Annotated in this window: 14 protein-coding genes; 6 read left to right on the forward strand and 8 right to left on the reverse strand. The window is 70.1% G+C overall.

The genetic code is table 11. From position 1 onward, the window contains the following. Positions 1-17: 17 nt before the first annotated feature. Positions 18-3,713 carry a patatin-like phospholipase family protein gene (locus Q664_RS60360; RefSeq protein WP_043413621.1) on the reverse strand — a complete coding sequence of 1,232 codons (3,696 nt, stop codon included), beginning with the start codon at positions 3,711-3,713 and terminating at the stop codon, positions 18-20. Between the two features lie 208 nt (positions 3,714-3,921). Between Q664_RS60360 and Q664_RS48970 the strand changes: the two genes are divergently transcribed. Next, a complete protein-coding gene (locus Q664_RS48970) occupies positions 3,922-4,974 on the forward strand; it encodes a hypothetical protein (protein WP_043413622.1) in 1,053 nt (350 codons plus the stop codon). 12 nt (positions 4,975-4,986) lie between these two features. Here the strand turns inward: Q664_RS48970 and Q664_RS48975 are convergent, their stop codons facing one another. Continuing rightward, the gene (locus tag Q664_RS48975) at positions 4,987-5,865 is read right to left on the reverse strand and encodes a zinc-ribbon domain-containing protein (RefSeq protein ID WP_043413625.1); all 879 of its coding nucleotides are present in this window, start codon (positions 5,863-5,865) and stop codon (positions 4,987-4,989) included. Between the two features lie 54 nt (positions 5,866-5,919). Next, a complete protein-coding gene (locus tag Q664_RS48980) occupies positions 5,920-7,131 on the reverse strand; it encodes a cytochrome P450 family protein (protein WP_043413627.1) in 1,212 nt (403 codons plus the stop codon). A 280-nt stretch (positions 7,132-7,411) separates the two neighbouring features. Between Q664_RS48980 and Q664_RS48985 the strand changes: the two genes are divergently transcribed. The 3 genes from Q664_RS48985 to Q664_RS62525 all read left to right on the forward strand — a co-directional run bounded on the left by Q664_RS48985 (position 7,412) and on the right by Q664_RS62525 (position 12,672). Then, positions 7,412-7,861, forward strand: coding sequence for a response regulator (locus Q664_RS48985; protein WP_052519662.1), 450 nt, complete (start codon positions 7,412-7,414; stop codon positions 7,859-7,861). A gap of 59 nt (positions 7,862-7,920) precedes the next feature. Beyond that, on the forward strand, positions 7,921-10,008 hold the full coding sequence (locus Q664_RS48990; RefSeq protein WP_043413630.1) for a HEAT repeat domain-containing protein: 2,088 nt from the start codon (positions 7,921-7,923) through the stop codon (positions 10,006-10,008). A gap of 66 nt (positions 10,009-10,074) precedes the next feature. After that, complete coding sequence (locus tag Q664_RS62525) at positions 10,075-12,672, forward strand: fused MFS/spermidine synthase (RefSeq protein ID WP_043413632.1); 2,598 nt, start codon at positions 10,075-10,077, stop codon at positions 12,670-12,672. Here Q664_RS62525 and Q664_RS49000 read toward each other — a convergent pair. The 4 genes from Q664_RS49000 to Q664_RS49015 all read right to left on the reverse strand — a co-directional run bounded on the left by Q664_RS49000 (position 12,666) and on the right by Q664_RS49015 (position 21,912). Next, entirely contained in the window at positions 12,666-13,277 is a 612-nt protein-coding gene (locus tag Q664_RS49000; protein ID WP_043413635.1) for a pentapeptide repeat-containing protein, read from the reverse strand. The two genes, Q664_RS62525 and Q664_RS49000, sit on opposite strands and share 7 nt — an antisense overlap. Positions 13,278-13,294: 17 nt before the next feature. Further along, positions 13,295-14,914, reverse strand: a complete 1,620-nt coding sequence (gene sitA5 / locus Q664_RS53820) for a SitA5 family polymorphic toxin (protein ID WP_075207728.1) — start codon at positions 14,912-14,914, stop codon at positions 13,295-13,297. Between the two features lie 90 nt (positions 14,915-15,004). Continuing rightward, the gene (locus Q664_RS49010; RefSeq protein WP_043413637.1) at positions 15,005-19,690 is read right to left on the reverse strand and encodes a translocation/assembly module TamB; all 4,686 of its coding nucleotides are present in this window, start codon (positions 19,688-19,690) and stop codon (positions 15,005-15,007) included. After that, entirely contained in the window at positions 19,687-21,912 is a 2,226-nt protein-coding gene (locus tag Q664_RS49015; protein ID WP_052519664.1) for a BamA/OMP85 family outer membrane protein, read from the reverse strand. Before Q664_RS49015 ends, Q664_RS49010 begins: the two co-directional genes overlap by 4 nt. A 194-nt stretch (positions 21,913-22,106) precedes the next feature. Between Q664_RS49015 and Q664_RS49020 the strand changes: the two genes are divergently transcribed. Then, entirely contained in the window at positions 22,107-22,424 is a 318-nt protein-coding gene (locus Q664_RS49020; protein ID WP_043413641.1) for a hypothetical protein, read from the forward strand. 54 nt (positions 22,425-22,478) lie between these two features. On the opposite strand, the gene Q664_RS49025 is transcribed toward Q664_RS49020, so the two are convergent. Beyond that, complete coding sequence (locus tag Q664_RS49025) at positions 22,479-24,029, reverse strand: 4-alpha-glucanotransferase (protein ID WP_043413685.1); 1,551 nt, start codon at positions 24,027-24,029, stop codon at positions 22,479-22,481. Positions 24,030-24,186: 157 nt separating this feature from the next. Between Q664_RS49025 and Q664_RS49030 the strand changes: the two genes are divergently transcribed. Continuing rightward, positions 24,187-24,768 (forward strand): DNA-3-methyladenine glycosylase, encoded by a 582-nt coding sequence (locus tag Q664_RS49030; protein ID WP_043413645.1) that lies wholly within the window; start codon positions 24,187-24,189, stop codon positions 24,766-24,768. Positions 24,769-24,809 lie beyond the last annotated feature (41 nt).

Here is a 24,809-nt window from a genome sequence, read left to right on the forward strand (position 1 = left end):
CCCGGTGCTGGCGCGGCCTACTGCAGGGTCACGCCTTCCCGCTCGGGAGGGTGCTCCGGGGGCCGCGAGGCTTCCTTCTCGGGCTCGTAGGTCCGCACCAGCCAGTACGGCAGCCAGTACACGTCCTCCCTCCTGTGCCAGCGCAGGGCGGAGTCGTGTTTGAGCTCATCCTCGATGTCCGTGTTGAGCCACTCCGCCAGCTCGGGCCCGGGCTCCTCGAAGCCGTGGGAGCGGTAGAACTGCACATCCTCCGCCCACCGGTGCCTCCGGGCGGCCGAGGCTTCCCGGTCCACGAGGATCCGCACCGCCATCAGGGTCCCGCTCGAGATGCCAAAGGTGTCGTGCGGCTCCTGGCTCGTGGTGATGCGTCGCAGGAAGTCCTCGCGGATGCCGGCGCCCCACAGCCCGGGCGGCACGTAGAAGTCGTCGCCCTGCCACACCATCACCAGCCTGCCCCCGCTGCCGTCCGCATCCCAGAGCAGCGGCTTGCCGTCCGAGTGGTGCGTGCGCGCGATGAGCTGGGCGGCCTGGATGAAGTACTGGGGCTCTCCCTCACAGGGCATCTTGAGCTGGTAGGAGATGAGCCGCTCGAGGGGAACCTGCCCCGGGGTGGGCGTGTCCTCGGGGGTTTCATCCCGGGCGAACCGGCCTCCCTGGTATCTCCAGCAGGACATCGCGAAGCCATGCTCCTCCCGGGAGAGCCGCCCGATGTCCTCCTGGTCCAGGGGCGGGAGGTTGAAGCGCTTCTCCAGGAAGTAGGTGAAGCGTGACGAGTACTGGGTCTTCAGCAGGGGCCACCAGGCCCGGAAGAGCGCCGAGTAGGCCCAGCGCGCGAAGTAGTTCATCAACCCCTGGTAGGCCGGGTGGTTGTAGTGGGTGGAGAGGTTCTCGGAGAGGAACACCTCCTCCATGAAGAGCAGCGCGAGCCGCAGGATGTGGAGCGCCTCGGATAGCTCCTGAGGGGTGGGGTTGAACTCCTCCGGGTGGCCGTTTCCGCCTCCCGGTTTGAACCTTGGCCACACCTTGCGCAGCACTCCCTCGCGCATCCGCGCCTGTTCTTTGGCTTCCCGGTCCAGCTCGTTGATTTCCTTGAAGACTTCCCGGAAGAGCTTCCGGGACTCCTGACGTTGCAGCAGCGCATCGAGCTCGGCGGCGCGCGCCACGAAGCGCGAGTAGCGCTCCTGGTAGCCCTCGGGCACGGGCATCCAATCGTAGCGGGCCCGGGCGAAGAGCTGCGCCGCCCGCTCCTTGCTCCGCTCCGTGGCCTCACGCAGGGGGCGGAAGGCCGTGAGCGCGGCGTGCTCGCCCAACCGGCGGTAGGCCTCCCACTGCGCCTCGTCGTAGAACTGGTCCCCCGTCGTCTCATGCGGGAAGTCCGCGTTGCGCGCCTTGTACTGCCCGATGTCGGGGGGCTCGTTCCCCATCAGCGTGGGTTTGAGCAACAACAGCACCCCGGTATCCCCGTCCGGGTATTCGATTTCCCCCACGACGATGGGCTGGCGCGACAGTCCTCCCTCTCCGGCGCGCAGGGGCGAGACGTCGATGCGCAGCTCCACCCCGAAGTCCTCGCGCACGCGCCGCACGGCATTGGCGAAGTCGTCGAACGTGGTGTCCGAGTCCATGCCGCAGTCGGAGACCAGGATGAACCGGCAGTGGCGGCGCACCAGCTCGTAGAGCGCCAGGTTCTCGAAGTGGCCGCCGTCCGACAGCAGCACGTCCCGGCTGCGCGCCCGGGACTGTCCGAGCAGCTCCTTGTAGAAGGGCAGTCCCACGAAGAGGCGCTCGTACCACCGCCGGTGGGCCCGGGTGGGGTGGGGGCTCCAGAGGCCCAGCCGGAGGTTGAAGGCGGTCATCAGGAAGGTGACCGCGCGCCCCAGCCGCATGGACACCGCGCCCATGTGCGAGTTGAAGGCCGCTCCGGAGGCCGTCATCGCCGCCGCCAGCGTGGGCACCGTGCCCCCCTCCTCGCGCAGCTTCTTCCAGCTCTTCCACTCCTTGCCCACGGAGAAACCCACGCTGGAGAGCACCGCGCTGTCGGCTCCCCGGTAGAGGCTGGCCATGGGGTCCGCCGAGGAGAGATCGTTCGCCGCGCAGCAGATGAGATGGAGGGGTCCGGGCCGTGGCTTCAGCCAGTCCAGGGGCAGGTCATCCTTCGTGTGGGGCTCGGTCTGGCCCGGGCCCTCTCCGTGCGCCGCGCCGATGAAGGTCCGCGCGATGCGGCCGCGGTAGAAGACGTGCAGCCCCACCAGGTTGGGATCGAAGAGGAACAGCGTGAGCACCGTGAGGGTCAGCGCTCCCACCTGGAGCCCGAGCAGCCACCCCCCGTGCTCCGCCGCGCGGATGAGCAGGACGAGTCCCAGCCCCACCAGCGTCAGCGTCACGTACCCCAGGAGCTTGGGGAGGTGGGCCTTCAGGCGATCCTTCAGGCCGGGGCTGACCGGTCTGCTCGTCCGCCGCCCGAGGAACTGATGGGCCTTGGCGAGCAGGGCCGTGAGCGTGGTCACGATTCCCGCCAGACTCGCGTAGGCACCGGCCGGGTTTCCGCTCTCGAGGATGAGCCCGTGCAGCCACCCCCCGGCCACCCAGAGCGCCGCGAAGAACGTCCAGACCACCGCCAGCAGCAGCAGTTGGCTGATGACGCGCTCGTCCGCGGCCAGCTTCGTGCGCTGCATCCACTCGGTCGTGAAGCGCGAGCCGAACCACCGGAGGATCACCAGCAGCACGATGCTCCCCAACCAGGCCAGGGAGGGCAGGAACACGTAGAGTGGATCCAGGTAGCCGGTGTGCATCACCGGCCGCGGCCAGGGGCCTTCGAACCTCGTGCCGGGCCCGTCATGGTAGAGGTGGACGAGCCCCCACCAGAGCAACAACGTGGCTCCCGTCGCCAGCAGGGCGGTGGGGAGGTAGTAGCCGGGCCTCCGGAACTCCACGTCCTCGGCGTCCTCCTGGCGGGGCCGCGGGATGTTCCGGGCGAGCCGCACCTGCTCGTACTCCCGGGCGAGCAGCCCTTCGAAGAGGCAGAGCGCTCCACCCGTCATCAGGAACAGCAGCGCATACGAGATGGGCAGTGCCACGGGCGGTGCCCCGTGCCAGGGCGACCACTCGACGAGCAGGAGCCGGGCGAGCAGTTGCCAGAGCAGGGGCGCCAGGATGAGGAGCGAGAGCGCCGCGAGGAGCGCGGGGAGGACGGCGCTCAGGGTCGCGACGATCATCCGCCCCGTGTCGAGGCTCGTCAGGCCCAGCCGGGGATTGAGGAAGTTGCTGAACTCCCGCAGGTGGCTGACCTCGGGGAGCTTCGCCCCGCGAGAGCCCTGGGTGGTGGTGGGAAAGAGCTCGGGGCCCTTCCCAGTGGCATGGGCCTGTCCGGCCCGCTTGCCGTGGTAGTGCCGCCACGCCGTCCAGAAGCCACCGATGTACCCTCCCCCGGAGACGGTGGCGAGGTAGTCGAACATCTCCAGCAACCCCAACTGGTGCAGGCCCTGCAACAGTCCCAGGTTGAACGTCGCGCTGCGCATGCCTCCGCCCGAGAGGGCCAGGCCGCACAAATCCCTCCGCTCGCTGACGAACCGGGGCTCCGCCGGGGCCGGCTTCTTCCGTTTCGCGCCGCCGGAACGCCTCGCGCGGGCCCTCTCCAGGTACCTCCGCTCTCGCGCCAGCAGCCGGTGGGCGATGCTCGAACCCGGCTTCCCGGTGGGCCTGGATGGTTTGCGCATGGCTCTCTCCGGGCGCGTTTCCGCCCCCGCACGGTATGTCCGCGTGCCACACGGAGGGAGTGTCCCCGGGCCAGATGCGATTGTTGGATTCTTCCAATATCCAAGAAAATCAGGAAATGTGACATTTCCTGATGCTAAGAGGCGTCCTCCCCCCCGCCGTGGAGCCGGGACTCCCCCTCCGGTTCCGCGGCCATACCCGAGGCACGCGATGAAGCTGCGCTACACGTTGTTGTTGTTGCCCGCCCTGTTGGCCGTGGGCTGCGGTCCGTCCGAGGACGAGGTGGTGGTGGACGAGCTCACGGGCCAGGTGCTCGAGCCGGCCACGACCGAGTACGACATGCACCGGTTGCTCGAGGACACGGACATCACCGGCGGCCAGTGGATTACCGTCGCGCAGGTGCAGGCCTTCCTGCAGCAGAAGGGCTCGTACCTGGCCACCTACAAGGATCCGGCCTGGAGCAACAAGACGGCGGCGACGCTCATCGTGGAGCAGTCCAAGCTGCAGACCATCAGCCCGCTGTACATGCTGGCGCGCATCCAGACGGAGTCGAGCCTCATCACCAGCGGCACCTCCACCAACCTGGCCAAGGCCACGGGCTGTGGCTGCCCGGACAGCGGCGGGTGCAGCACCTCCTACGCGGGCTTCGGCAAGCAGATCGAGTGCTCGGCCAAGAAGCTGCGCGGCTACCTCACCGACCTGGACGCGGGCCGGGCCACCATCTCCGGGTGGAAGCCGGGCGTGACGAAGAGCACGTCCGACCCGTGCTCGGTGAGGCCGGCCAACAAGGCCACCGCGGCGCTCTACACGTACACCCCCTGGGTGGGCGCGTACGCCATCCAGTGCGGCCGGAACGACATTGGCGGCTCGTCGCTGGTGGCGGTGAAGTACAACCAGTTCAAGGGCGAGTACAACTGGGGCACCGGCGGCAGCACCGTCACGTGCTACTCGGGCACGGTGGATGCGAACGTGGCCGTGGGCGTGTGCGTGCAGAGCTCCTCGGACGCCATCTGGCGGCAGTGCCAGGCCGACGGCACCTTCACGGCGGGCACCACCACCAAGCCCACCAACTGCACGGCGTCCTGGCCGTATTGCTCGTCCGCCACGCTGGGCCGCTCGGTGCCGGCGCGCACGTGCGTGCAGTCCAGCGGGGATTCCCAGTGGCACCAGTGCGGCGCCGAGGGCGCGTGGCTCTCGGCTCCGAGCGCTCCCCTCACGGGCGCGGGCCCGGTGGGCAGCTGCTACGCCTCCTACGCCCTCTGAGCGGGGGGCGGCTCAGTTGAGGCCACGGAGGCCGCTCATCATGCTGAACAGGAAGATGTAGAAGCCGCCGCACAGGCAGCAGGAGAGCAGGGGCACGGCCAGGCATCCCACCACCGCCACGCCCCAGCTCGTCTGGTGCAGCCCGCGGTAGGCATGGACGCGGGCCACCATCATCCAGACAGGTGCCACGTAGGGGCCGATGCATGGCACCGCGCCGAGCACCCAGGGCGCCTGGGAGAGGGCGTTGGCCCGGAGCGTCACCTGGTAGTCCCGGGTGACGCCGCCCATCCTCAGCACGAGGTGGTCGAGCCCCGCCTGGATGACGGTGTAGGCCACGGAGAACAGCGGGCCCAGGATCATCAGGGCCACGAACATGAGGGGGCCCACCCACACGGGGATGTTCCCCGTGGACCGGGCCTCCTCGGGGAGCAGGAAGGGCGCGGCGGCGAGGATGCCCATATAGGAGAGGCCTCCCATGAAGCAGCTGGGCACGGTGCACAGCGCCGCGAACAGCAGGGACTCGCCGGCGCCGCCGTGGGGACGGGCGGTGGAGAAGACGCTCGGGTGGAGCATCACGCTCACCAGCGTCTTCCACCAGGCGGTGAACGTGCCCAGCTCCTCGCGCTCATCCCACGGCAGGGGCGTGTCGTTCTCGAGCGCATGGCAGCGCTGGCACACCACCTCGTGGCGCGAGTTGAGCCGCAGGCACTCGGCGCAGGCGAAGGAGCCGCAGCGGTCGCAGATGGCCAGGCTCACGCGGTGGGGGTGGTAGGCGCACGTGGGCTCGGCGCTGCCCGGGGTGGCGTCCCGGAGCAGGGAGGTGCCACAGCCCGGACACGTCGTGGCTCCGGGGGTGATGGGCCGTTGGCAGTGGGGACAGGGGATGTTCATGCGCCACCCATCCTCGCATGAACCTCCCCTGGGGGGTGCCCGGAAGGCGTGCGCTCAGAAGGCCACGGGCAGCTGCTGCAGGCCGTTGACGAGGATGCCGTCGCGCCAGCGCAGCCGGGCTGGGTCTTCCGCGAAGCGCAGCCGGGGCATCCGCTCCAGCAGCAGGTTGATGGCGATGGTGCCCTCGAGCCGGGCCAGGGGCGCGCCCAGGCAGAAGTGGATGCCGAAGCCGAAGGCGATGTGCCGGTTGGGCTCGCGGGTGATGTCGAAGCGCTCCGGCTCGGGGAAGTGCTCGGGGTCATGGTCGGCCGCCAGCAGCGAGGCCACCACGCTCTCGCCGGCGGGAATCACCTGGCCGCGGAACTCGAGCTCCTCCGTGGCCCAGCGCTGGGTGCTGGTCTCCACCGGGCCGCGGAAGCGCAGCATCTCCTCCACCGCGGAGTCGATGAGGGCGGGGTTGGCGCGCAGCCGCTCCAGCTGCTCCGGGTGGTTGAGCAGCGCCCAGACGCCATTGCCGATGAGGTTCACCGTCGTCTCGTGGCCCGCCACCAGCAGCAGGAAGAGCATGCTGATGAGCTCGGCGGGCGTGAGCCGGTCTCCCTGCTCCTCCACCGCCAGCAGGGCGCTGAGCAGATCATCCCGAGGCTCGGTCCGGCGCCTGGCCATCATGCCCTGGAAGTACTGGGCGAACTGCATGCCGGCCTTGCGGATGTTCTCCATGTTCCCATCCAGGGGCGGGTTGACGACGATGTTCGTCCACTCGCGGAACTGGTCCTGGTCCTCCTGGGGCACGCCGAGCATCTCGGCGATGACCGTCACCGGCAGGGGGAAGGCGTAGGCGTCGAGCAGGTCCATGGAGCCCTTGGCCTGCACGGCGTCCAGCAGGCGTTGGGAGATGGCGGTGATGCGCGGGCGCAGTTCCTCGACGCGGCGCGGGGTGAAGGCCTTGGACACCAGCGTGCGCAGGCGCGTGTGATCCGGCGGATCCGCCGAGAGCATGTGCTGGTTGAAGACCGCGTTCTCGCCAACGCGATTCTGCCTGGCCGGCGAGTTTTCGGGCAGCTTGCGGATGTCCTTGGTGAAGCGCGGGTCGCGCATCAGCTCCACCGCGTCCTTGTAGCGGGTCGCCACCCAGATGGGGTGCTTGTAGTAGGGGTCGATCAGCCGGACGAAGGGGGCTTCCTGCCGCATGCGGGCGTAGACGGGCAGGGGGTTGGCGCGCGTCTCCGGCGCCCACAGGTCGTGACGGTTGGTGCTCGAGCTCAAGCGTGACTCTCCAGGGGTGAAGCGGATGGGGGCCGGCCCGCTCCCATCCGGGGAGCTCCCTGGATATCGCCTGTCGGGGTGCCGTGCTCGGGTCATGAGGGGGGGCGCTGGAAGGAGATGATGGGTGCTCGACGCGGGGCGGCCCGGGGCAGAGTGCCCCCGTGGGGCAGAATGTCCCGGCCCGGCTCCCGGACGGATGGCTCTCGTGAGAGGGGGGAGCCCGTTGGCACGGACCCTGCTTGAGGAGGGAGTTCCCTCTCCGCCTGGGTGGTGTGCCGTGATGTCTTCCCCTCCCTCGGAACCCCACCCGCCGCGCATCCTGCTGGCCGAGGACGATACCGAGTTGCGCTCGCTCCTGACGTTGACCCTGGCGAGGGCGGGTTACGGGGTGGTCGCGCTGGAGGATGGCTTCGAGCTGTCCGACTACGTGTCGCTGACGCAGGTGTGTGGCGGTCCGCTGCTGCCGCCGGATCTCATCCTGTCGGATGTGCGGATGCCGGGGCTCACCGGGCTGGACGTGCTCACCCGGGCGCAGGCGGCCGGGCTGTTCTGCCCGGTGGTCCTCCTGTCGGCCTTCGTGGATGACGCGACGCGTGAGGCCGCGCGGCGGTTGGGGGTGAGAGCCTTCCTGGACAAGCCGGTGGACCTTCAGGTCCTGACGGACACCGTGCGCCGGGAGATTTCCACGTCCCAGGGCCCGGGGCCCGGGACGCGCGAGGTCCAGTCATGATGAAGAGCCTGCCGGGTGGTACGGCCCCTCCGCGGGAAACGCACGGTTGAGACAGGTCTATGTCCCGCTCCCGTACACTCGTCCTCGCGGTCGCCGTCCTCCTCGTGTTGGCGGGTGGGGCTGTCCTCTGGCGCCCGGCCACGCCGGACGCTCCGCCCGCCGCGCCATCCCCCGCCACTGCTCCGAAGGAGACGGCCGTGCGTGCCGCTCCGGCCGCGGCGCCGCTGGCCCCTCCGCCCGGGAGGAAGGTGACGGCGGAGCTGCTGCCTCCGCCTCCTGGCTACGTGGGCTCGGAGAAGTGCGGCGAGTGCCATGACGGCGAGCACGCCGCGTGGCGCGAGGACTGGCATGCCCGTGCGCTCTCGGAGGCCACCGCGGAGTACGTGGTCGGCGACTTCGACAACGCCCACTACAAGGGGGACTCCAGCGAGGCGTGGATGATTTCCCAGGACGCGCACTACGCCATGCGCACGAAGGGGCCGGGTGGCGCGCTCGACGCGTATCCGGTGAACTGGGTGGTGGGCGGCAAGCGGATGCAGGACCCCGTCACGGTGATGCCGGACGGGCGCTGGCAGGTGCTGCCCATCTACTACCACGTCACCGGCAAGGGCGAGTGGGTGGACTACTCCGAGTCCAAGCAGGGCGTGCTGACGCCGGACCATCCCTTCTTCTGGGCCAACTGGCAGCGCAACAGCCAGCACTCGTGCCTGGACTGCCACGTCACCGGCCTCAACACGCGCTACGACCGGGGCAGCCACGAGTGGAGCACCGGCTTCGCGGACGCGGGAGTGGCCTGCGAGAGCTGCCACGGCCCCGGTGCGCGCCACGTGGAGACGCAGCTCACCCGGGACATCATCCAGCCGTCGAAGCTTCCGCCCCAGCAGGCGCTGGCCGTGTGCGCGCAGTGCCACGGGCCGCACCGCACGCTCTTCCCGCTGCTGGATGCGGCGCACCGGTATCAGCCGGGCAAGCGCTACGAGGACTACTACATGCCCATGGTGGTGCTGCTGGGCAACCAGCGCTCCGGCGACTTCTTCGAGGACGGGCGCCCGAAGACGTCCAGCTTCGAGTACCAGGCCCTCACCCAGTCGCGCTGCTACCTGCGGGGCGGCGCCACGTGCCTCACCTGCCACACCGCTCCCCACGCGGAGCACGCGGACAATGAAATCAAACAGCCCAAGCACCTCGCGAAGGGCGTGACGGTGGGCTCGGCGAGCTGTCAGGGCTGCCATGCGAAGGAGGTCGCCGAGGGCTCCCGGCACACGCACCACACCTCGGCCGAGGCGCGGGACTGCGTGGCCTGCCACATGCCGCCGACGGTGTCGGGCGTGTTGGATCACTTCGCGGACCACGCCATCGACGTGCCGGTGCCGCGCAACACGGTGAAGCACGACATCCCCAACGCGTGCAACGCGTGCCACACACACGAGAAGGCCTCGCCCGAGGCGATGGCGGAGTCGCTGGAGAAGTGGTGGCCCCACGCGAAGCAGCGGCAGGCGCGGCGCATGCGGCTGGCGGATGCCATCGCGGTGAAGACGGCGGCGGACAGCCGCGGGCCGCTGGAGCAGGTGCTGGCGGACAGGAAGGAGGCGCCGGCCCTGCGCGGCGTGGCGGCCCAGTTGCTGGCCCAGCGCTTCCGCGAGGAGGCGGTGCCCGCGTTGAAGGCGGCGCTCGCCACGGCCACGGAGCCGGGCCTGCGCTCGGACCTCGCCGAGGCGTTGTCGCTGACGGGCACGCGCGACGTGGCGGACGTGCTCGCCCCGTTGCTGAAGGACAAGTCGCTCTGGGTGCGGCAGGCCGCCGCCATTCCGCTCGCGTTCACGGGAGATCCGCGAGGCGTGTCGGCGCTGGAGACGCTGGCACACCAGCCCGAGTCGGAGGGGCTGACGATGCCCCACGTGATGCTCGGCCAGCTGGCGCTGCGCCGGGGGGACCTGGCCACCGGTGTCCAGGAGTTGGAGCGCTCCCTGGACATGCAGCCGTACAACGCCGAGGTGCTGGTGGTGCTGGCCGACGTCTACGCGCGCCAGGGGGACCTGCCGCGGGCGAAGGAGCGGCTGGAGGAGGCGTTGCGGTTCGACTCGCGGCACCGGGGCGCCCGGCAGCGGCTGGAGTTCCTGAGGCGGGGGAGGGGCCCGGGCCGGTGAGCCCGCCCGCCGGGTGAGCGGACGGACCGGCGGAGCGGCGGGAGTCGGGGTAGAGTCGCACCTCCCGTGAATCGCATCTCCGCCAGGGTATTCGCCGCCGTGGGTCTGCTCTTCGTCGCCTCGGGCATGAGCGGGCTCGTCTTCGAGGTCATCTGGGTCCGCTACCTGACGCTGGTGGTGGGCCACACCACGTTCGCCGCGAGCCTGGTGGTGTCCGCCTTCCTGGCGGGGCTCGTGCTGGGCAGCCTGGGGTGGGGGCGGGTCGCGGACAGGCTGAAGCATCCGCTGCTGGCGTACGGGTTGTTGGAGGTGGCCACGGGCGTGCTCGCGCTGGGCATCACCCGGGTGTTGGCCTCGCTGCCCGAGTGGCTCTCCGCGCTGGGGCTGCCGGGTGGAGGGCCGTTGCCGGTGCGCGGGGTGCTGGCCTTCCTGCTGGTGCTGCCGCCCACCTTCGTCATGGGGGGCACGCTGCCGGTGCTCATGCGCTTCGTGGCGCGTGAGCTGGAGGGCCTGGGGCGCTCCTTCGGGGTGCTGTACTCGCTCAACACGCTGGGCGCGGCGCTCGGCTGCGGGCTGGCGGGCTTCTACCTCATCGGCGCGGTGGGGCTGTGGCGCACGGCGGCGATCGCCGCGGGGCTCAACGTGCTCGTGGGGCTCGGGGTGGTGCTCCTGCACCTGTGGCTGCGCCCCGAGCCGCTCTCCACCCCCACGCCCGCGGCGCCCGAGGCTCCGCAGGGTGGGGCCTCGGCCTTCCAGGGCTCGCGCCGCACGCTGCTCGTCGCGGCCTTCGCGCTGTGCGGCTTCGCGTCCATCTCCTACGAGGTGCTCTGGTTCCGCTTGCTGTCCACCTCGTTGGACTCCACCACGTATGCCTTCACCATCCTCCTGGTGACGTTCCTGCTGGGGCTCGTGGTGGGAGGGTTCGTGTACTCGCTGAAGCTGGCCGGGCGGGTGAGGGACCTGGAGCTCTTCGTCACCGTGGAGTCGTTGCTCGCCTTCGCGGGCCTGCTGTCCATGGCGCTGCTGGGCATGTCTCGCCCGGTGAGCCAGTTGCTGGCCGGCCTGGTGGGCGGCTGGGGCCCCAACGCCGTGTACGTGGGCATGCTGTTGCACGCGGCGCTCGTCATCCTCGTGCCCGCCTCGCTCATCGGCGTCATCTTCCCGCTGCTGGTGCAGCTCACCACGCGGCACGTGGCGAACGCGGCCAGCAACGTGGGCCTGCTGTACTCGGTGAATACGCTGGGCGGCATCGTGGGCTCGCTGGCGGTGGGCTTCGTGCTGGTGCCGGCGATGGGCACGCAGTGGACGTTCATCCTGGTGTGCGCGCTCAACATGGCGCTGGCGCTCGGGGTGCAGGCGCTGGACACGGAGGCGCAGCCGCGTGCCCGACGGAGCATGTGGGCGGGGGCGGCGCTGCTCGGGGTGGCGGTGGTGATGGTGCCGGGGGATTTGCTGGTGCGCGCCTTCGCCGACCACGTGGACTCCCGGGTGCGCTTCGTGCGCGAGGGCGTGGACGGAGCGCTGGCGGTGCTCGAGTACGACAGCGAGTCGGTGTGTGACTCGGGGCTGTACGCGTGTGGCCCGGGGTGCCGGGAGAAGGGCTTCCGCCACCAGCAGTTGCTGTTCGGCTCGGTGTCGTACGCGAACACGGCGCTGCCGAGGAAGCGCTACATGGCCACGCTGGCGCACCTGCCCATGCTGCTGCACCCGGAGCCGAAGGAGGTGCTGCAGGTGTGCTTCGGCACGGGCAGCACCGCGGGCTCGTTCGCGAGCCACCCGGGCCTGCGCTCGCTCACCATCGTGGACACGAATCCGGATGTGCTGGCCGCGGCGCCCCACTTCGCCGAGCACAACCATGGCGCGGCGGAGGATCCGCGCACGCACGTGGTGTTCGACGATGGGAGGCACTTCCTGCTGGCCTCCCAGGGCCGCTACGACGTCATCTCCTTCGAGCCGCCGCCGCCGCGCTCGGCGGGCGTGGTGGGGCTCTACACCACGGAGTTCTACCGGGAGGTGAAGCAGCGGCTGACGCCGGGAGGCGTGCTGGCGCAGTGGATTCCCTTGCAGCAGCAGCCGGACAACCTGACGCGGGGCATGGTGGCCTCGCTGCTGGAGGCCTTCTCCGAGGTGACGCTGTGGATTCCCTCGGACTACGAGGCGGTGCTGGTGGCGGCGGACCGGCCGCTGGGGGTGGACGTGGCGGGCTGGGAGACGCGGTGGGCGCAGGCGTCGGTGGCACGCTCGCTGGCGGACGTGGGCTTCACCTCGCCGTATGGCCTCATGGGCACGTACGTGGCGGGCACGGAGGCGCTGAAGCGTTGGACGCGGGGTTATGCCTCGGTGACGGATGATCACCCGGCGGTGGAGTACTTCCTCTTCAACGCGGACAAGCCGTTCGACCCGGAGGCACTGCTCGCGATGGCGGAGCGGCCCACGGTGGTGCGTGGAGAGGGATTGGACGGGGTGCGGCTCGCGCGCGAGCTGGAGGCCAACCGGCGGGTGTTGGAGTCCACGCGCCTCAAGCGGGGAGGGGAGTGGGACGCGGCGCGGGCGCGGGTGGAGGAGGCTCGCGCGCAGGTGGGCAACAACGCCTTTCTGTCCTTCCTGCTGGACCTGGAGCTGGACTGCCTGCGGCCCGCGGGGGCACTGACGAGCCGTCAGTAGACGATGAAGTCGAGCTGCTCGAGGACGGATTTGAGTTCTTCGGGAGTGGTCCCGAACCGCTCCGCGACTGACGGGGCGTGATAGGTCAAAGCCACGGTGGAGGGAGGCTCGGTGGAGAGGTGTTCCACGATGACACTGCCAAATCGCCCTGGCCATTTGACGCGATTCAACTCCGGACTTCTTCCAATGGGGTCCAGGAAGGTGAAGCAGGGCCATGGCGGCAGGCGCAGGGTGCGCATGTCGCAACCATGGAAGCGGCAGTAGTTCAGGCGGGCTTCGGTGAAGTCACAGTCCTCGATGCCGCCGTTCTCCCAACCTGCTCGGTCGGGGAACCGGAGTCCGAAGTCACTGCCCGTCTGGCGCCCGGTGAACCGGCAGCCTTTCAAAAAGGCCATCGACCAATCCAGGTTCTTCAGTTCCTGCTTCACTTGAATGGTGCAGCCGATGAAGCGGGAAGGACAGATGAGCAGCCTCCGGGTCGGCACACGGATGACTACCGTGCAGCGCTGGAGGGTCAGGTTCGAACCGAGGTAGTACAAGCCATCTTTGTCGGCTAGCTCCAGTTCTTCCCCCGCCAGCTCGCGGTTTTCGTAGATGATGTTCATGCACCCATCTTCTCCTGTCAGAAGAAGATCATGCGGAAGAAGACGTCGGACATTCGCCGTCCGTGGCGCCCGAAATTCTCGGCTGATCCGGCGAGCAACTCATAGTGATACTCCTTTCCCATGGGATTGGTGACATCTACTCCTTGGGGATTCCATTGCAGATGGTTGAACAAGCGCTTCATTTGCCTCTCGACCCAACGCCCACGAGCCTGTCCCTCGAGCCGGGATGCCTGAAAGAAGTCGCCCGCATTGCGAGCTTCATTGATGGCGATTCTCTCTTGGTTCGTGAGGTCGCCTGGCCCCCATTGCTTCGCCAGTCGATTGGCTGCGGCCTGGAGCTCGTCGCCCAGCGGATCCTCCGCCGGGATGTCCTTGGGTGACCGGCCGCGCGGCAGGTGCCAGCGCTGGCCATTGCCGAGCACCACCTGCTGATTGCCACCCCGGTGCCGCAGGACGGTGGTGACGAAGTTCCCCCCAGGCGCCAGACCGGCCGCGCTCGCCGAACCGTTATGGCTGAGCATCGCCATCGCGAGAGCTCCCTCGGGAGTGGCCACCACCGTCTCCACTGCCTCCACCGCGACGGCGAGCGCGTCCTCTCTGGCTACCCCTATTCCGCGTACCTGCAAGCCGCCCAGGACCGCGGCTCCGCCCTGCGCCTCCCACTGTGCCCCCGCCGCGCTGTACCCCGGCATGGAGCGCACCCGCGCCGCAATCTCCCCCAGCGTGCGCCCCGTCAATGCCCCGACCGCGAGCATCATCGTCCGGGCCGCGTCCTTTCCCAGAACCTTGGCGAACTGCTCACCTGCCTCGCGCAGCTCATCGAAAGTGGTGGCCTGATGGGCCTGGGTGGCCAGACGTGCCCAGCCGTCCATCAACCCCCACACCGTGTCCACGCCCAGCCATGCCACCAGAATCACGGACAGGCCCGCGGCGAGTGCTTTCGTGGTCGGTTCGGGCACGAGCCACAACGCCAAGTACAAACTCACGGTCCACAAACACGTGGCCACCAGCACGCGTGGATTCAGCTCCCGTCCCAGGGCCTCGAGCGTTTCATCCAGTACCGAGCCGAAGGAAAGCGCGAGCGCCAGCGTGCGCCGGTCATCCGTGCGCAGGTAGGGCCCGTCGTCGAACAGGTGCAGACAGTCACCCCCACCCCGCCTCGCGCACCACTGCACGTACCTGCTCCGCAGGGCCTCGTCCGCTTCGGGAATGAGGCGGTTGTTCTCATCCTGGGGCACCAGCGTGAGGACGCGATCCTTGTACACCTCGGCCAGCCACACGCCCTCCAGTTGCTGCCACTCCACCTGTTGCTCCACCTGTCCCTTCAGCAGCTCGCGTGCGGCCTCCTGGGGCGTCTTCTTCCCCACCCGCACTTCGCGGACGAGCCGCTGGAAGGATCGCTGGAACTCGGCCCTGCCGATGGACACGGGCCGTGTCGTCACATGGCCCGGCTCGAGTACCACCACCTCGTACACGGTGGTGCCTGTGGGGCCGGAATCCCGGGCAGGTGTGGACGCCGGAGGGGGCGCATGGCCCGTGGCGCACGCGGTGAAGAGGAAGAGGAGAATCAGTACCTGACCGGCCAACCCGGGGCGCGGCCGCACCCCCGAGGACGGTTCAGTGAAACGAGTGGACATGCCGCCTTCCCGGGCGAGCCGCGTGGACGGAAGAACGCGGTCGCTGGACTACACGGGAGCGCGAGCACACCCGTCAAGGCCGCCGGGCCGTCAGTAGTCCTTGCTCCAGATGACGTCCGCGGCGCCCTGCTGGGCGTCTCCGTACTCGCCCTCGACGCTCCACTGCGGGCTGAACTGGTACTCCAGCCGCACGGAGTTGTTGTTCTCGCGCCGGGTGGTGGACTGGTTCTGCGCGGCTCCCAGGCGTCCGCTGTAGCCCAGGTACAGGTCATCCGTGAGGTACGTGCCCACCTCCAGCCGGGTCCCCGAGAAGCCCTCCTCGCCGGCCTCGATGGTGAGCACGTCCAGCGGCAGCTTCGCGGCCAGGGCCTTGCGCGCCTGCGAGGCCAGCGCCGAGCCCAGCACCGAGGCCACCTGTTCCTGGTTCATCGACGCGCCCGAGCCCGCCTTCAGCGTGCGCCGGCCCGTGGCGAGCAGCGTGTAGATCTCCGTCTCCGGCAGCGGCGGCTCGCTGGTGGGCTTGATGGTGAACTCCTTGCCCTGCCCGCGCACGGTGACGAAGACCTTCACGCCCGCGCGCTCGTTGGCGTACTCGGCCGTGGCGTTGATGTAGGGCATGGCCGCCGGGCCCGTGAAGCGCACCTGGCTGGAGTCCTGGATGGTGAGGCGCCTGCCCAGCACCTCCACCTCGCCGCGCAGCACGCGCACCTCTCCATAGATGGAGGGGGTGTCCGCGTACTCGACGCGGAAGTTCTCCGACAGGCCGAGCTCCGCGTTGACGTCCGAGCCTCGCACCCAGAGGTTCTTCGGCGCGTTCACATTGACGATGAACTGGCGCTGCGGCTTCTCGTCCCCATGGACCGGGCCCGCGCCTCCCGTGGCCGTCCCCGGGCCCGCCGCGCCGGCCGTGGGAGCCGCTGGCTTGCGCTTGGGTGCCTTCATCGGTGTCCCGTGGCACACCAGGATGATGCCCTCGGGCCGGTCCAGTGCCTGGAGATCCTTGCGTTTGGCCTCGGGCAGGGTGATGTGGGCCTCGGGAATGGTGAGGCTGCGCAGGTTGACGAGACTGCTGGACACCTCCCCCTCGAACCGGGTGCGCAGCCGCAGGAGGGCCAGGAGCTGGTCGTCGTAGACGAGCGGGAAGTCGTCGAGGTTGCCCTCGCCGGTGAGGGAGTACGCCCCCGCCGAGGTGCGGTTCGCCCTGGCCTGGAACTTCAGCGTGCCGCCGCCGCTGCTCGCGGAGAGGTCGGAGAGATTCAGGTGCTTGTCGGTGACGTCGAGCGCCACGTGGATGTTCTGGTAGTCGCCCATGCCTTCCAGGGCGAGCCGGCCCTTCACCCACTCGAGCGTGCCCCGGTAGGTGGGCGCTCCGAGGGTGCCGCCCACGTGCACCTTCTCCATGCGCAGCACGCCGCCGAGGTTGCGCACCATGGGCAGCTGTGAGCCGGAGAGGAAGGTCAGGTCGAACTGGTGCGCGTCCGCCTCCACCTCCAGCGGCACCCGGGCGAAGTCCACGCCCTTGCGCAGCGTGGGCAGGGACAGCTCCTGCGTCACCTGGCCCTTGGCCATCAGCGTGCCGCCCCCGGGCGCGGAGAGGAGCGCGTTGAACACGGAGCGCGCGTTTTCATAGGTGTAGTGGAGGCGGGCCTGGCCGAGGCCAATCTGGCTCACGCCGATGTTCTGCACTCCGGCCGTGAGGTCCACCTGCGGGTCCGCCAGCGTGCCGCGCGCCCGCAGGTTCAGCGAGAGGACGTTCTGGAGCTCGGTGCTTCGCGAGTCCTGCTCCTCGGTCCGGCAGACCGAGGCCGGCCGCCCTCCGGAGGGGGCGGACGCCAGGCCCATCAGCTCGCGCTGGGAGATGGGGCCGGCCCGGACCGCCAGCGTGAAGGGGATGTGGCCCACCACCTCCTGGTCCTGCAGCGCGGCGATGGGCGCCTCGACGTGGGCGTCCACCTGCGCGAGCAGCGTGTCTTCCCGCCGCGCGACGAGCTGCAGTTTCACGGAGTCCTTGTCCGTGTTCAGCGCGAGGTTGCCGTCCAGCGGCTGGAGGCCATTCACCGTGGCCCGTTTCGCCTCCATCTTCAGCTCGCCCACGGGCGCCAGCAGGGGGCCGGCGACGTTGGCCGTCATCGACAGCGTGCCGCCCGCGCCATCGGCCACGCCCAGTTGCGACAGCAGGCCCAGCGGCAGCTCGCTGACCTCCGCGCGCAGCTCGCGCATCGGCGTGTCCAGCACCTGGGCCGCCGTGGGCGGGTCCGCCAGCAACCGGCCGAGCGTGAAGGGCGTCGCGAGGTGGGCGGTGGCCTTGGAGCCGATGCCGTGCAGGTCCAGGCTCGCGCTGAGCGCGCCGTCCTTGTCGTCGGAGCGGGCGGTGAGCTCGAAGCCGAGCGGCTCCGCGCGCAGCTCGGGAGGTAGCGCCCCGGGCGGGAGCACCACGGGGGGAGGGCGCAGGGGGGTCGTCCCCCAATAGCGCAGTCTCTCGCCCTTCAGCGCGAGTTGCAGGCGGGGATCATTCGCCATGCCCTGGAGCGTCATGTTGCCGGAGAGCATGCCGGTGGCGGACTCGGGCTGTCCGGCCATGCGCAGCGCGGGGCCGATGTCCACGCGGTCCAGGGTGAGCTCCAGGTCCACGGGCTCGCGGCGGTGCTGCATCAGCGCCTGGACGGGCACGTCGTATTTCGCCGAGATGCGGCCCGCGGGGGCGTTGGCGGCGAAGGTGCCGGTGGCGCGGTCGCGCACGTAGCGGCCATTGAGGTCGAAGCCCAGGTCCGCGTACTGCTGGTAGCGGCCACCGCGCAGGGTGAGGTCCACCGTGGCGTCCGGGCGGGCCATGCGGCCGCTCACCGCCACCTGGCCGGAGAGCTGGCCGTCCACGTCGAGCGTCGTGGGCAGGAAGGCCTTGGGCAGCCGTCCGAGGTCGAAGTCGCGCAGCTCGGTGCGGGCGTTGATGCGCTCGCCCTCCATGCGCAGCGACAGCGAGAGGGCCTGCTGCCCGGAGGTGAGGGTGAGGGGCTCCTTCTCCGTGGCCACCTCCACGCGGCCGTTGCCCCAGCCCAGGTGGGTGGGGCGCTGGAGCGTCCAGCCGGCCTCGGGGTAGCGCAGGGTGAGCGTGTCGAGCCCGAGGCCCTGGTGGTCCTTGTCCACGGTGCCCTCGAGGGACACGAGGAGGTTCGTGGCGCCGCCGGTGGTCACGGTGGCCGCGAGGGCGCGGCCGCGGGTGACGAGTGAGGCGTTCAGGTCCTCGAAGGTGCGGCCGCCGGCGCTCAGCTTCGTGGCCTCGAGCGTGGCATTCGTGGTGAGGGGTTGGGTGACGTCCGGCACGCGTGCGTCGAGCTCGAGCCCCCGCACGGACGTCTCCGCCCAGGCGAGGGAGTCGAAGCCGCCCTTGACGCTGGCGGCGGGGTGGCGGACGGGGCCGGACACGGTGAAGTCCAGCGCGCCGCGGCCCGAGAGGGGCAGGGGCTTGCCGTCACCCAGCCGGCCCACGGTGTTGGCGAAGGCTTCCAGGTCCGAGGCCACCAGCCTGCCCTCGAGCCGCATGTCCTCCCGGGTGCCGCCGCCGCGCGCGCTGAGGCTGGCGCCGGGGACCTGGGCCTGGAGCTGGGAGAGCTCGAAGCGGCCCTGTTTCGCGCTCGCGTGCAGCTCCACCGGGCCGAGCGTCCGGCCTCCCACCTGCGAGGGCGGCAGGGTGAGGTCCACCGTGCCATCCAGGGTCTCCAGGCTCTTGCCGCCACCGGTGACGCGCAGGTCCGCGGCGAGCACGGTGCTCGGTCCGCCGCCCAGCAGCTTCCCCAGGTCGAGCTGGCGCACGCGGGCGGTCAGCCCCTCGGTGCGCAGTTGCTCCACATCCAGGGCGCCCTCCACCTCGGCGGTGCCGTCGGCGGCCTGGGCGTCCAGGTCCACCCGCACCGTGTCACCCGCCTGGGCCACGGTGCCCGACAGGGTGACGGGCGCGGCCAGCGGGTAGGCGGGCAGGAAGGCGCGCGCCGTCTCCGGGGCCACGCTGAGCCGCTTCACCTCGACGCGGGCCTGTTTCTCGCCCTCCAGCCCGCCGGTGGCCTTCACTTCGAGGCCCGGGGCGCTCATGTCCACGTCGGCGCTCAGCTTGCCCTCCTCGCCCCCGGCCTTCAGTGCCAGACGCACGGGGCCCGCCAGGGGTTTGGCGAGGCTGGCGGTGGCGTCGAGCTTCGCGTCGAGCGCCTGGGTGGCCGAGGCCCAGGAGGCCGCGCCCGAGGCATCCAGGTCATCCAGGCGCACCTCGCGGTTGCCCTCGGGCGCCTCCGCGACGTAGTCGACGGAGCCGTTCTCGAGCTGGAGGTTCTCGAGGGTGAAGCGCAACGTGCCGCGCGGCGCGTTGGGATCCTCGGGCTTGGGATTCCGGGGCTCGAGGGCGCGCGAGAGGTTGAGGCCGCGCTCGTCCTGGTGGAGGTAGAGGTGGGGCTGCTCCACGAGCGCGGAGCTGAGCACCACGTGTTTGCGCAGCAGGGGGAGGAGCGCCAGCCGTGCCTCCACCCGGTCCACTTCCGCCACCAGCTCGCCCTCGGGGTCGTACAGCTTCAACCCGGTGAGGACGGCGGTGCGCAAGCCCAGGTCGAGCCCCCCCAGCTCCACCCTGCCCGAGAGCTGCTCGTTCGCCTGCTGGACGAGGAGGGCCTGGAGGCGGGCCTCACCGGCGGGTCCGGTGACGTAGATGAGGGCGCCGGTCACGAGCACCAACACCAGTCCCAGGAGACCGAGCAGGCCCCACAGCAGCCATCGACTCCGGTGCTTCTTCAAAACGCTTCTCCGATGGACAGGAAGAACGTGCAGAGTCCTTCCGGGCTTCCCGCGTAGTAATTGGTGGCCGCGGCGCCTGCTGCCACCCCACCGAGTCCGAAGCAATCCCCCAGTCCCCCCAGGGTCTCGGGTGCTCCGCTGGTGGGGTCGAAGATGGGCAGGGGCCGGCCAATATTCAACCTCCGGGCCAGGTCCAGCCGTATGGGCCCGACAATGGTCACGTAGCGCATGCCGAGCCCCACTGCCTGGTAGTGGTGGCTCCCGAAGACGCGGCTGCTCTCCTTGCGGACGTCGGACTGATGGGGCCCGAAGTTCAGCGGGCCGGCGCCCACCAGGCCCGTGTCGTGGAAGGCGGCGAGGTACAGATTGCCGATCAGCTTCATGCGCAGCTCCACCGAGGTCTCCAAGAGGCTGTTGCCGCCAATGGGGACGATCTGGTCCACGGGCGACACGTTGGAGTCCCGGCTGATTCTGTTCATGGGCGCGAGCCGCCGGCTGTTGAAGCCGCGCATGGACGCGCCACCGCCGGCGAAGAAGCGGTTGACGATGGCGCTCTCCTGCCGGATGCGCTCGCCCGCCTCATTGGTGACCACCGGGGTCAGCAGCGTGCCCAGCCGCAGCCGCGCCGCCAGGGTGAAGCGCTCGCTGTCGCCGAACGTGTAGTAGCCGCGCACGTCCGGCAGCACACGCAGGAAGGTGTAGTCGCCCTGGAGGGGTCCGCCGCCCTCCTGGAGCGACAGCGAGGTATAGAAGCCTTGCTTCGGCGCGATGATGTCATCGCGGCGGTCCCACTCGGCGATCTGCTCCAGGTAGCTCACCGAGATGTTGCAGGTGTCCGAGCCACTGTTCGGGGGGCAGCCCAGCACGAGGGGCGGGACGGTCGTTTGATCCTCCAGGCCCCGCTGGCCCTGGAGCCGGTAGACCTCGAGGTTGTAGCTGGGGAAGAGGGAGAACCTGGGGAGGGGCTCCCAGATGACGCCGCCGCTCAGGCGCCCGCCAATGAAGTTGTAGGCCTGCTCCAGTCCGCGCTCCCCGGTGAGCGTCGTCTGCAGCCGCAGGTCGCGGGCGAGGAAGCGCGGCTGCTCGAACTGGGTGGAGAGCTGGAAGACGAGGCCGTGCGGGGTGCTGAGGTTGGGCGAGTCCAGCACGCCGTCCCCATCCGTGTCGAGCCGATCGAACGCGGCGCCGAGGGTGGGGATGAAGGCATAACCCACCCGGCCGCCCACGGTGAGCCGGCGAAGACCTCCGAGGAAGTTGCGGTCCGTCCACTCGCCCACCGCGCGCACCTCCTGCCGGGCCGCGTCCAGGCCCACGCCGCCACCCAGGCGGATGGAGCGGAAGGGCGCCTCGCGGACGTCCACCACCACCGGCACCGTGCGGGCCTCCCGGTCCGGCGCGCCGCGGTTGACCTTCACCGCGCCGAACACGCCCATGCGGAAGACGCGCGCCTGGGCCTCGGACAGCGCCGACTCGCTGTACCAATCGCCCTTGCGGATGGCGCCCTGGGCCTGCTCGATGATGCGCAGCGGCTTCACCTGCGGGTTGGCGTCCGTGGCCACGAAGATGTTGCCGAAGCGGTAGCGCGGGCCCGGCCTCACCTCCAGCAGCACCTTCGCCTCGCTCGTGGCCAGGTCCACCCGCGCCTCGCCGCCCACCTCCGCCTCGGCGTAGCCCAGCTCGCGCAGGCGCTGCTGCATCAGCGCCTTCGTCTCCTCCCAGCCCTCCTCGCGGAAGATGGGCCGCTCCTCGCCCTCCCGGGCCGGCCTCAGCGGCAGCTCCGCCAGCACCCGGGAGACGTGCTCCGGGGGCAGCGCCTGCATCCCCTTCACCTCGAAGGTGCCCACCCGGGTGGGCTCGCCCTCCTGCTTCACCTTCACCCGGAGCGCGACGGCGTCCTCCCCCTGGCGCACCACCGTGTCCTGGAGCTGCTCCGACTCGAGCTGCATCTGGTAGTAGCCCTGCGCCTGGTAGTAGCGCTTGATGCGCCTCAGGTCCGCGAGCCACGCGTTCTCGTCGAAGTAGTTGGGGCCCACGAAGGGGTTGAGCGGCTCCCACCAGGGCGTTTCACTGGTGACGATCTTCTCCTTGATGTCGGAGGCCTTGACCTCGTCGGCGCCCTCGATCTTCAGGTCCATCACCTTGGGCTGGTCCGGCCGGGTGGTGCCCGAGGTCGTGCCGCACCCGGTGGCGAGGAGGAGCAGGAGACTGGTACCGCGAAGCATCTGGCGAAGAGGAGAGTCCGGGACGTCCACCCGGAATACATAGTCCGGACGGCTGGGGATGCACCCGCCCGGAGTGGAGCGTCTCCTCCAGCGGACATTTGACGCCCTCCGGAGCGGGGGCTCTGTCCGCTGGAGCGCGCCAGCAGACGCGTGGGACGTGCATCCGGAGCCCGCCTGCTCCAGAGTGGGGCCGTATGTCATGGCCAATCAGAGGATTCCTGGCGGCGGCGCTGGTGGTGCTCACCTCGTGCGGTGTGTCCGAGGATGAGATCGTGCAGATCAAGGAAGGGCAGACGTTGGGTGTGCCGGGCAGGCAGCTCGAGTACTGCACCACCCTCGGCTGTCGATTCCAGGACGAGGCCTGCCTCGAGGTGTTCTTCGAGTACGGCCGTTCACCCGCGCTGTGCCTCACGCTCGACGTGTGCGAGCGGCTCCAGTGCGCGAAGCAGGGCAACGAGTGCGCCATCTTCGACGGCTTCCCCGGCCAGGTGAAGTGCATGGAGCCGAGGTAGCGCGGCGGCACCGGGCCCCTCCGGTGAAGAGGGACCCGGGCCGGTGCGGACACCTCAGCGGCGGGCCGAGGCGGTGAGGAGGCCCAGCCGCTCGGCGGCCTTGCGCGTGTCCTCGTTGGAGAGCAGGTCCTCGACGTTCTGGCTCATGCGGTAGGACCAGTTGGCGTCGCTCATGGAGCCCGGCAGGTTGATGCGGTCGTGCGTGCCGAGCACGTCCTGCCAGGGCAGCACGCACAGCTCGCTGCCCGAGTTGAGCGCGGCGGCGAGCATGGCCCGGTGGAGCTCCGGGGTGAACTCGCGCGTGACGCCGAGGCCCTGGAACTCGGGGTAGACGCGCGCGATGGCCTGGCGCTCGTCCTGGGTGGCCGCGTTCTCCCACCAGTCGGCCACGGGCTCGGTGTCGTGGGTGCCGGTGGTGACGAGCGACACGGCCGGGAAGTCATGCGGGTTGCGGTAGACGTTGTCGTCGCGCTCCCAGCGCATCACCCGGTAGCCCGGCAGGCCCAGGTCCTTGAGGATGGCGCGCACGAAGGGCGGAATCACGCCCAGGTCCTCGGCGACGATGCCCGCGTCCTTCGACAGCAGGCGGAAGTTCTTCTCGCCGTTGCGCTTCCAGGCCTCCTCGGTGTCGGGGAGGAAGCGGCCGGTGGGCGTCTTCTCGTCGCGGATCCACTGGCGGAAGTAGCCCACCGCGTGGTCCACCCGGCGCAGGTCGTAGTAGCTGGCCGCCTTGACGGCGCGCGACTTGAGCCAGCGGTAGCCGTCCTTCTCCATCCGCTCGAAGTCGAAGTAGGGCAGGCCCCAGTCCTGGCCCGTGGCGGAGAAGGCATCCGGCGGCACGCCCAGGCGCGCGTCGCGGCGCAGGATGTCCGGGTGCGCCCACACGTCCGAGCTGTCCTGGCCGATGATGAAGGGCTCGTCCCCGCACAGCAGCACGCCGCGTGCCCTGGCCCGCTCGCGCACCGTGTTCCACTGCGCCTCGGCCACCCACTGCAGCCATGCGTGGTAGCGCACCTCGTGCTCCAGCCGCGCCGTCTCGGCCGCGAGCGCCTCGGGGTGCCGGCTCTTCAGCGGCTCCGGCCACTCCCACCAGGGCTTCTGGTGCCGGTCCTGGGAGATGGCGGTGTAGAGCGCGTAGCTCTCCAGCCACTCGCCCTGCTGCTTGCGCCAGGTGTCGAACTCCCTGGCGCGCGGGGCGTGGGGCCACTCGGTGCGGTCGAAGTGGTCGAAGGCCCGCCGGAACGCCGCGCCCTTGAGGCGGAAGACCAGGTCATAGCGGATGCGGGGGGCGGCGCGCGCCTCGGCCAGCAGCCGCTTCTCCTCGTCGGAGAGCGCCGCCTCGCCGCCGGTGGCGTGGAACTCGGGCAGCATCTCCAGGTTGATGAAGAGCGCGTTGAGCCCGAACGCCGAGCGCGTGGAGTAGGGGCTGGGGTCGCCCGGAGACGTGGGCAGGAGCGGCAGCAGCATCAGCAGGCGCTGGCGCGCCGCCTCCATCCACTGGAAGAGGCCGTCGAAACCGCCGAAGTCGCCGATACCGAAGTCGTTCTTCGAGCGGAGGGAGAAGAGCGGAAGCAGGAGACCGGAAATCCGGCCGGTGGAAGCCATGGTGGGCGCACAATGCATCACGTGCCCCCCGGTGTGAACTGTCCTTCTGCCCGGTCGGGCGGCGCCGTGGCCGCTTGTCGGCCTGGGGAGACACTCCGGCTACCTCCTGGCCCGGCCATTGACGGCAGGCGGAAGCGGCGGCATCCGTTCTCGTCCCGTGCGACTCCCCGTCTCCTTCTATGCGCGCCCCGCGCTCACCGTGGCCCGGGAGCTGTTGGGTACCCACCTGGTCTTCGAGCAGGGGGGCAGGCGGCGGGTGGGCCGCATCGTGGAGACGGAGGCCTACGTGGGGGGGCACGACCTGGCCTGCCACGCCTCCAAGGGGCGCACGCCCCGCACGGAGGTCCTCTTCGGTCCACCGGGGCGGGCCTACGTCTACCTCATCTATGGCATGTACCACTGCTTCAACGTGGTGACGGACCAGGAGGGGGTGGGCTCGGCGGTGCTGGTGCGGGCGGTGGAGCCGGTGGAGGGGTTGCCCGGGGATGTCCGGACGGACGGGCCGGGGCGGCTGTGCCGGGCCCTGGGGCTGACGCTGGCCCACAACCGCTGGGATTTGCAGGACGCGGCCCTCCATTTGACCCGGGGCGAGCCGGTGCCGGAGGCCCGGGTGGAGCGGGGCCCGCGCATCGGGGTGGACTATGCTGGGGAGTGGGCCCTGGAGCCCTACCGGTTGTGGATCCGCGGCAGTCAACACGTGAGCCGTCCTCCGGTCCGCCGTCGCCGAGAGCGGCCTTGACGGGGCTCGGCTTGGCTGGGAGGGTGCGCCCCTCATGTCCG

This window comes from Archangium violaceum Cb vi76 (genome assembly GCF_000733295.1).
GTDB lineage: Bacteria > Myxococcota > Myxococcia > Myxococcales > Myxococcaceae > Archangium > Archangium violaceum.

Coding starts and splice junctions, on each gene's coding strand:
- Q664_RS60360 (WP_043413621.1), bottom strand. CDS start 3,713: ATGCGCAAACCATCCAGGCCCACCGGGAAGCCGGGTTCGAGCATCGCC.
- Q664_RS48970 (WP_043413622.1), top strand. CDS start 3,922: ATGAAGCTGCGCTACACGTTGTTGTTGTTGCCCGCCCTGTTGGCCGTG.
- Q664_RS48975 (WP_043413625.1), bottom strand. CDS start 5,865: ATGAACATCCCCTGTCCCCACTGCCAACGGCCCATCACCCCCGGAGCC.
- Q664_RS48985 (WP_052519662.1), top strand. CDS start 7,412: ATGTCTTCCCCTCCCTCGGAACCCCACCCGCCGCGCATCCTGCTGGCC.
- Q664_RS48990 (WP_043413630.1), top strand. CDS start 7,921: ATGTCCCGCTCCCGTACACTCGTCCTCGCGGTCGCCGTCCTCCTCGTG.
- Q664_RS49000 (WP_043413635.1), bottom strand. CDS start 13,277: ATGAACATCATCTACGAAAACCGCGAGCTGGCGGGGGAAGAACTGGAG.
- sitA5 (WP_075207728.1), bottom strand. CDS start 14,914: ATGTCCACTCGTTTCACTGAACCGTCCTCGGGGGTGCGGCCGCGCCCC.
- Q664_RS49015 (WP_052519664.1), bottom strand. CDS start 21,912: ATGCTTCGCGGTACCAGTCTCCTGCTCCTCCTCGCCACCGGGTGCGGC.
- Q664_RS49020 (WP_043413641.1), top strand. CDS start 22,107: ATGTCATGGCCAATCAGAGGATTCCTGGCGGCGGCGCTGGTGGTGCTC.
- Q664_RS49025 (WP_043413685.1), bottom strand. CDS start 24,029: ATGGCTTCCACCGGCCGGATTTCCGGTCTCCTGCTTCCGCTCTTCTCC.